Origin of the sequence: Sphingosinicella sp., from assembly GCF_052387495.1 — a bacterium.
In the GTDB taxonomy this organism is placed as follows: domain Bacteria; phylum Pseudomonadota; class Alphaproteobacteria; order Sphingomonadales; family Sphingomonadaceae; genus Allosphingosinicella.
This window is the reverse complement of record NZ_JBQTJC010000197.1, coordinates 1-7,126: the sequence shown is the minus strand read 5'-3', so window position 1 is coordinate 7,126 and position 7,126 is coordinate 1. Positions and strand designations below refer to the sequence as shown.

Here is a 7,126-nt window from a genome sequence, read left to right as displayed (position 1 = left end):
TGATGGTGAGCGCGACCGACATGCTCACCCTCTATGTCGGCCTCGAGCTGCAGAGCCTCGCAGCCTACGTCCTCGCCAGCTTCCAGCGCACCGACGCGCGCTCGGCCGAGGCGGGCCTCAAATATTTCGTGCTCGGCGCGCTGGCGAGCGGCATCCTGCTCTACGGGATCTCTTTGCTCTACGGCTTCACCGGTACGACCGGCTTCGAAGGAATCGCCGCGGCCTTCGCGGAGGGCGGCGTCTCGATGGGCGAGCTCTTCGGCCTCGTCTTCGTCTTCGCCGGCCTCGCCTTCAAGATCAGCGCCGTGCCCTTCCACATGTGGACGCCGGATGTCTACGAAGGCGCGCCGACCCCGGTCACCGCCTTCTTCGCCTCGGCGCCCAAGGTTGCGGCGATGGCGCTGCTTGTCCGAGTCGCGGTCGACGCGATGGGTCCGGCGACCGACGCCTGGCAGCAGATCGTGATCTTCGCGGCTTTGGCCTCGACAATCCTCGGCGGCGTCGCCGCGATCGGCCAGCGCAACATCAAGCGCCTGCTCGCCTACAGCTCGATCAACAATGTCGGCTTCGCCCTGGTCGGCCTCGCCGCCGGCACGCCGCAGGGCGTCGCCGCGGTGCTCTTCTACATGACGGTCTATATCGTCATGACCCTGGGCGCCTTCCTCGTCGTGCTGAGGATGCGCGACGCGAACGATCAGCCGGTCGAGACCATCGCCAGCCTCGCCGGCTTGTCGCGCAGCCGGCCGTGGCTCGCCGCGGGCATGGCGATGTTCATGTTCAGCCTCGCCGGCATCCCGCCGCTCTTCGGCTTCTGGCCGAAGTTCCTGGTCTTCCAGGCGGCGGTGCAGGCCGATCTTACCTGGCTCGCGGCGGTGGCGATCGCGACCTCGGTGATCGGCGCCTTCTATTACATCATGATCGTCAAGCTGATGTATTTCGACGAGCCCGCGCCGGTCTTTGCCGAGACCCGTGAGCCGGTCGGCGCCGGCCTGATACTCGCCTCGGCCCTGTTCGTCTCGCCCTTGGGCTATCTCGCCATTCCCGTGCTGAGCCAGGCCACCCTGGTCGCGGCGCTCTCGCTCTTTTGATCCGCACCGTCGCCGAAACCGGATCGACCAACGACGATGTCGCGGCGCTTGCGCGCGACGGCGCGGCAGAGGGCATTTGGTTGCGTGCCGACTGGCAGACCGGCGGCAAGGGGCGGCAGGGAAGGGCGTGGCAATCGCCGCCCGGGAATCTCTACGCCAGCACGCTGGTCCGTCTCCAGCCCGACGATCCGCCCGCGCCGACGCTGGCGCTGGTCGCGGCGGTGGCGCTGCACGAGGTCGTGGCGATCTACGCGCCCTCGGCGCAGATCAAATGGCCGAACGATTTGCTCTTCGACGGCGCCAAACTCGCCGGCGTGCTGCTCGAGCGGCAAGGCGAGGCGGTGGTCATCGGCTTCGGCGTCAATCTCACGCACCATCCAAGCGACCTCGGCCGTCCCGCCACCAGCCTGGCCGCGCTCGCCGGCATGGCGCCGGAGCCTGGCCCGTTTCTCGAAGTCCTCGCCGAAGCCTTCGCCCGCTGGCTTGCCCGCTGGCGGAGCGAGGGCTTGCCGCCGGTCCGCGCCCGCTGGCTCGCCGCCGCCCATCCGCTCGGCACCCCGCTCGCCACCGCCGACGCCGAAGGCCTGTTCGACGGCCTCGACGAGAGCGGCGCGCTCCGCCTGCGCTTGGCGGGCGGCGGATTGCGCGTCATACACGCCGGCGACGTGTTCCTGATCTGAAGGGCTCGCGATGCTGCTCGCCGCCGATGCCGGCAATACCAACGTCGTCTTCGCCTTGGTCGAGGAGGGCGCGATCCGCGCGCGCTGGCGGATCGCGACCGATCCGCGGCGGACCGCGGACGAATATGCGGTGTGGCTGCACCAATTGCTCGAGTTGGAGGGCTTTTCGCGTGGCGACGTGACCGCCGTCATCGTCGGCACCGTCGTTCCCCGGGCACTCCACAATCTGAAGGTGCTGGCGAGCAAATATTTCGGGGTGGAGGCGCTGATCGCCGGCGAGCCGCCGGCCGGATGGGGGATCGAATTGGACGTCGCCGATCCCGCCACGGTCGGGGCCGACCGCGCGCTCAATGCGATCGCAGCGCATGCGCTCTACGAAGGCGACCTCATCGTCGTCGACTTCGGAACCGCGACCACCTTCGACGCGGTCGATTATAGCGGCGCTTACAAAGGCGGGATCATCGCGCCCGGCATCAACCTCTCATTGGATGCGCTGGTCGCCGCGGCGGCCAAGCTGCCGCGGGTCGCGATCGAGGCGCCGGACGATGTCAGCGTGATCGGCCGCACCACCGAGGCGCAGATGCATATCGGCATCTATTGGGGCTATATCGCGATGATGGAGGGCCTGATCGCGCGGATGAAGGCCGAGATCGGGCGTCCGGTGAAGGTGATTGCCACCGGCGGCCTCGCCACCTTGTTCGACAAGCGCACCGACCTGTTCGACGCGATCGAGGGCGATCTCACCATCCAGGGCCTCGCGATGCTGTTTGCGCGGAGCCAACGCCCCGCCTAGGCGTCATTGCGAGGAGCGGAGCGACGCGGCAATCCAGACTGGATTGCTTCGCTCCGCTCGCAATGACGAAAGAAAACGGAACGAATGAAACCCGGCAAAGAACTCCTCTTCCTCGCGCTCGGCGGATCGGGCGAGATCGGCATGAACGTCAATCTCTACGGCTGCGAGGGCAAGTGGATCATGGTCGATCTCGGCATGACCTTCGCCGATCCGGCCTATCCCGGCGGCGAGCTGGTCCTCCCCGATCTCGCCTTCATCGAAGCGCGCAAGCAGGACCTGATCGGCATCGTCCTCACCCATGGCCATGAGGACCATATCGGCGCGATCCCCTATCTCGCCCACGATCTCGGCGTGCCGCTTTACGCGACGCCGTTCACCGCCGGCCTGATCGCCGGCAAGCTCGAGGAGGAGGGGCTGACCGGCAAGGTAAGGCTCAATACGGTCGAGATGGCGGGCGATTTCCGGCTCGGCCCGTTCGGCTTTCGCTACGTCCCGCTTGCCCATTCGATCCCCGAGGGCAACGCGCTGCTGATCGACACGCCCTATGGCCGGGTCTTCCACACCGGCGACTGGAAGCTGGACGACAGCCCCCAGCTCGGCGATCCTTCAACCGAGGCGGAACTGCGCGCGATCGGCGACGCGGGCGTGCTCGCCTTGGTGTGCGACTCCACCAACGTCTTCAACGAGGCGTCTTCGGGTTCGGAACTCGGCGTTCGCCACGGGCTGGACGAGATCGTCCAGGAGGCCGACGCCCGAGTCCTCGTCACCACCTTCGCCTCCAACGCGGCCCGGCTGAAGACGCTCGGCCATGTCGCGCAGGACACCGGGCGCCAGGTCTGCGTCGCCGGCCGCTCGCTCGACCGCATCCTCGGCGTCGCCAAGAGCGTCGGCTATCTGACCGATTTCCCGCCGACGATCGATTTCGACACGGCCATGCGCCTGCCGCGCCGCGAGGTGATGATCATCGCCACGGGCGGGCAGGGCGAGCCGCGCGCCGCACTCTCGCGGATCGCCTTCGGCGAGCACAAGCTGGCGCTCGACCGGGGCGACCTCGTCATCTTCTCCTCGACCCAGATCCCCGGCAACGAGATCGCGATCGGCCGCATCCAGAACCAGCTCGCCGCGCAGGGGATCGAGATGATCACCAACCGCCAGGCGCCGGTCCACGTCTCCGGCCATCCCGGCCGGCCCGAGCTCGCCGCGATGTACGACTGGATCCGGCCCGAGATCATCGTCCCGGTCCATGGCGAGATGCGCCACATGATGGAGCAGGCGCGCTTCGCCCGCGCCCGCGGCGTGCCGCACGGCATCGTCCAGAAGAACGGCGACCTCGTCCGGCTCGCGCCGAACGGACCGGAGAAAGTGTCGGAGGAGCGCGCTGGCCGGCTGATCCTCGACGGTGACGTCATCCTCGCCGCCGACGGCAGCACGATGAACGAGCGCCGCCGGCTCTCGATCGCGGGCCTGATCTCCGTCGCGGTCGCGCTCGACGACCGGGACCGGGTCGTCGGCACGGTCGAGATCGACATCCAGGGGATACCGGTCGAGGAGGACCGCGAGGCCTTTCTCGAGGAAGCCTGCGACGCCGCCGCGGCGGCGGTCGCCAAGGGCAGCGGCAGCGAGGACAAATTGCGTGAGGCCGTGCGCCTCGCCGTCCGCCGCTGCGCCACCGACTGGACCGGCAAGAAGCCGGTCGTCAGCGTGCTGTTCGTGCGCACCTGAAGCACGTGCGCCTCACCTCGATCCTCGCCATCTACGTGCTGTTCTGGACGATGAGCCTGTTTCTCGTCCTGCCCTTCGGCGTGCGCACCAGCGAGGAGGCGGGGGAGGAGCGGGGGCCAGGCCACGCCGAAAGCGCGCCGCACAGCTTCAGCTTCGCCAAGGCGGCGCTCCGTGCGACCATCGTCAGCGCGGTCCTGTTCGGCTTCTATTACGCCAATTGGATCTACGGCTGGATCGGGGTCGGCGAGCTCGACTGGCTGAACTAGCTCAGCGCCTGAGCCGCTCGATCGCCTGGGCGAGGGCGACGTAGAGCTTGCCCATGTCGGAGGAGAGCAGGGTGACGCCGAGCGTCCCGCCCTCCCGGTCCGCGAGCACGCGCCGCAGCATCGCCTCGAAATCGTGGACGTAGCGGTTCACCTGATCGCGGAAATCGGGTTCGTCCGAATATTGCCGCTGCACCGCGCGCGCCTCACCCGAATCGAGCAACCGCACCGCGCGTCGGGTGAACACGCCGCGATCACCCTTGAGATAGGCCGCCCAGGCGGTGTCGGCGACCTCGTTCGAGAGCAGTTTATTGACGTCGATGGCGGTCGAGTTGAGCGCCTCGATCAGGAGCGAGACGCGGCGGGTCAGCGCCTCGGCATCCTGCTCCTCGCGAGCGGCCTGGTCCTCGGCGATGCGGTCCTCGATCGCGGCGGCGGTCTCGCTCATCGTCAGCAACTGACGGGTCAGCCGCTCGCTCGCCTGCCGCGCCACCGCCATCGCCCGCTGCGAGGCGCCGGCGATTTCGGCGAGCTGGTCGTGGACCGGCTCGGCGGTCGCCTCGTCGAGCGCCTCGCGCGCCGCTTCAGTGAGCGCGGCGAGGCTGTCGGGAATCGCCGCGACGATCGCCTCGCGGGCATGATTGGCCGCCTGGTTCGCCGCGTCGCGCACCCGCACGAGGGCGTCGATCAGGGCCGGGCCTGTCTCCTGAACCAGCCGCGCCTGGGCGCCGTCCGCCGCGCTTACCGCCGCGCCCAGCTCGCCGAGCTTGCCCTGCGCGTCCGCGACCCCATCGCGCACCGCGGCGATCAAGGCGTCCAGCGCGTCGCGCTGGCGGGCGAGGCTCTCCTCGCTCTCGGCGAGCGACAGAGCCGTCAGCGCCGCCGAGGCCTGCGCCGCCTCGACCGGCGGCACGATGGCCAGCGCCGCGGCGCCGGTGCGCTCGGCCTGGCTCTCGACGTCGGAGAGCGCGGCCGGGACGGTTTCGCGCAACTGCGCGGTCACCGCGCTCAGCGCCTCCGCCAGTTCGTGGCTGCGGTCGATCAGCACGCCGGATTCCGAGGAACCCTGCTCTACCTCGCCGCGCAGGGCCTGAACGACGCCGCGCAACGCGCCGAGCGACTGGGTCAGTCGGGCGTTCTGCTCTTCCCCGGTGCGCCCGAGGGCTCCCAGTTGGCCATCTATCTCGCCGAGCTGCGCCGAGAGGCGATTGACGAGCGTATCGCTCGCCGCGTCCTGCGCCGAGATCCGCTCGGCGAGCGCGGTCACGCTGGTGCCGGCCGCCTCCAGCCGCTCGATCATTGTCCTGCCCGCTTCCGCGCCCGCCTGCTCGAAGGCGGCGCGGCTCTGCTCGATCGTCGCGAGGATCGCCTGGCCCTGCGCCTCGAGCCCGGCCCGCGCCTGCGCGACCGATTCGGAGGCGCGCGCCATCGCGCCGTCGACAGCCGCGTTCATCGAAACCGCGGCCTGGTCCATCCGTTCCACCGCCGCGCCCGCGCTGCTCTCCAGCCGCGCGACCTGGGCGCCCAGCCGTTGCGCCGCGCCGCCGACCACTTCGTCCGCCTCGCGCCCGCGCGCGCTCAACGCGGCGAGATGCCCTTCCAGCGCTGCCGCCTGCTCGTGCGCGCCGAGGCCCGCCGCACGAATCGAATCCGCAGCGGCGCGCGCCTGTTGCTCGGCGCGGGGCAGGTCGCTCAAGAGTACGCCGATATCGACCTTCGCCGCTGCCGCCGCGGAATCGAGCGCCTGCGCGGTGCGATCGATCTCCGCCGACTCGCGGGCGAGGGACTGGGTCACCCGTCCGAGCCGGTCCGACGCCTCGTCGCCGAGGGCCATCAGCCGCGCCGCCTCGTCGCTCAACGTGGCGCGATGGTCCCTGAGCCGGGTGTCGACGATGGTGAGTACGCTTTCCAGCGCCTGGCTTTCGCGCCGCATCGCGGCCACCGCCTCGACAAAGCGCTCCGTCTCGCGCCGCGAGCTGCGCCCGAAGATCAGCCAGAGGAGAGCGAGCAGGATCAGCGGCGCGGAGATCGTCGCGGTCCAGGCCATCCAGGCCGCCCCGTCCGCGACCGGCCAGGCGCGGCTCAAAGTGTAGCCGCTGAAGCCCAGCCAGCCCGCGGCCACGAGCAAGAGCAGGCCGCCGACCAGCCTGCGTCCGGTCGCGCGGTCGGGCGAGTCGCGTTACTCGATCAGGTTCTGGGAATCGAACGACGCGGTGGGGGGCGCGCGCGCGTCGCCGGCTTCCCACTCTCTGTCGTTCCGCGGCTGCGCCTCGGCGCGCTCGGCCCCCATGTTCATGAGCCGGACTGTAGCACTTTCCCCCCGACATGAAACGGCCCGTTAACGCGGTTCGGCTTAAGCGAGGCACATGGCATATGATCCGGGAGCGCTGAACGCTTCGCTCGCGGCTGCGGTCGGCAGCGACAGCGAGCTGATGAACGAGCTTCGCGCCGCCTTCATCGAGAGCGCGGCGCGCCAGCTCGACCTGATGGGCCGCGCGCGCTGCGATGCGAACTGGGTGGTCGCCTCGTCGCGGCTCAAGAGCCTCGCCGCCAGCTTCGGCTCGAGCGGCCTGGTCGCGC

The 7,126-nt window shown here is 69.7% G+C and carries 7 protein-coding genes; 6 read left to right on the top strand and 1 reads right to left on the bottom strand.

Features of this window, described 5'->3' with window-relative positions:
- The 5 genes from nuoN to ACT4N8_RS11020 form a co-directional block, all read left to right on the top strand.
- A partial coding sequence (gene nuoN, locus ACT4N8_RS11040) for an NADH-quinone oxidoreductase subunit NuoN (protein ID WP_444858175.1) occupies nucleotides 1–1,088 on the top strand: 1,088 nt, incomplete at its 5' end.
- On the top strand, nucleotides 1,085–1,768 hold the full coding sequence (locus ACT4N8_RS11035) for a biotin--[acetyl-CoA-carboxylase] ligase (protein WP_444858174.1): 684 nt from the start codon (nucleotides 1,085–1,087) through the stop codon (nucleotides 1,766–1,768). The genes nuoN and ACT4N8_RS11035, both read left to right, overlap by 4 nt.
- 10 nt (nucleotides 1,769–1,778) lie before the next feature.
- Nucleotides 1,779–2,561: a type III pantothenate kinase gene (locus tag ACT4N8_RS11030; RefSeq protein WP_444858173.1), complete on the top strand. Its 783-nt coding sequence runs from the start codon at nucleotides 1,779–1,781 to the stop codon at nucleotides 2,559–2,561.
- An 84-nt stretch (nucleotides 2,562–2,645) separates the two neighbouring features.
- Nucleotides 2,646–4,283, top strand: a complete 1,638-nt coding sequence (locus tag ACT4N8_RS11025; RefSeq protein ID WP_444858172.1) for a ribonuclease J — start codon at nucleotides 2,646–2,648, stop codon at nucleotides 4,281–4,283.
- 5 nt (nucleotides 4,284–4,288) lie between these two features.
- Nucleotides 4,289–4,549, top strand: a complete 261-nt coding sequence (locus tag ACT4N8_RS11020; RefSeq protein WP_444858171.1) for a DUF1467 family protein — start codon at nucleotides 4,289–4,291, stop codon at nucleotides 4,547–4,549.
- A gap of 1 nt (nucleotide 4,550) precedes the next feature.
- Here ACT4N8_RS11020 and ACT4N8_RS11015 read toward each other — a convergent pair whose 3' ends face one another.
- Entirely contained in the window at nucleotides 4,551–6,674 is a 2,124-nt protein-coding gene (locus ACT4N8_RS11015) for a hypothetical protein (RefSeq protein ID WP_444858170.1), read from the bottom strand.
- Between the two features lie 238 nt (nucleotides 6,675–6,912).
- Between ACT4N8_RS11015 and ACT4N8_RS11010 the strand changes: the two genes are divergently transcribed.
- On the top strand, nucleotides 6,913–7,126 hold a 214-nt coding region (locus ACT4N8_RS11010; RefSeq protein ID WP_444858169.1), incomplete at its 3' end, for an Hpt domain-containing protein.

What these genes read in the sequence shown, in the direction of transcription:
- ACT4N8_RS11030 (WP_444858173.1), top strand. Translation starts at nt 1,779, where the DNA reads ATGCTGCTCGCCGCCGATGCCGGCAATACCAACGTCGTCTTCGCCTTG.
- ACT4N8_RS11025 (WP_444858172.1), top strand. Translation starts at nt 2,646, where the DNA reads ATGAAACCCGGCAAAGAACTCCTCTTCCTCGCGCTCGGCGGATCGGGC.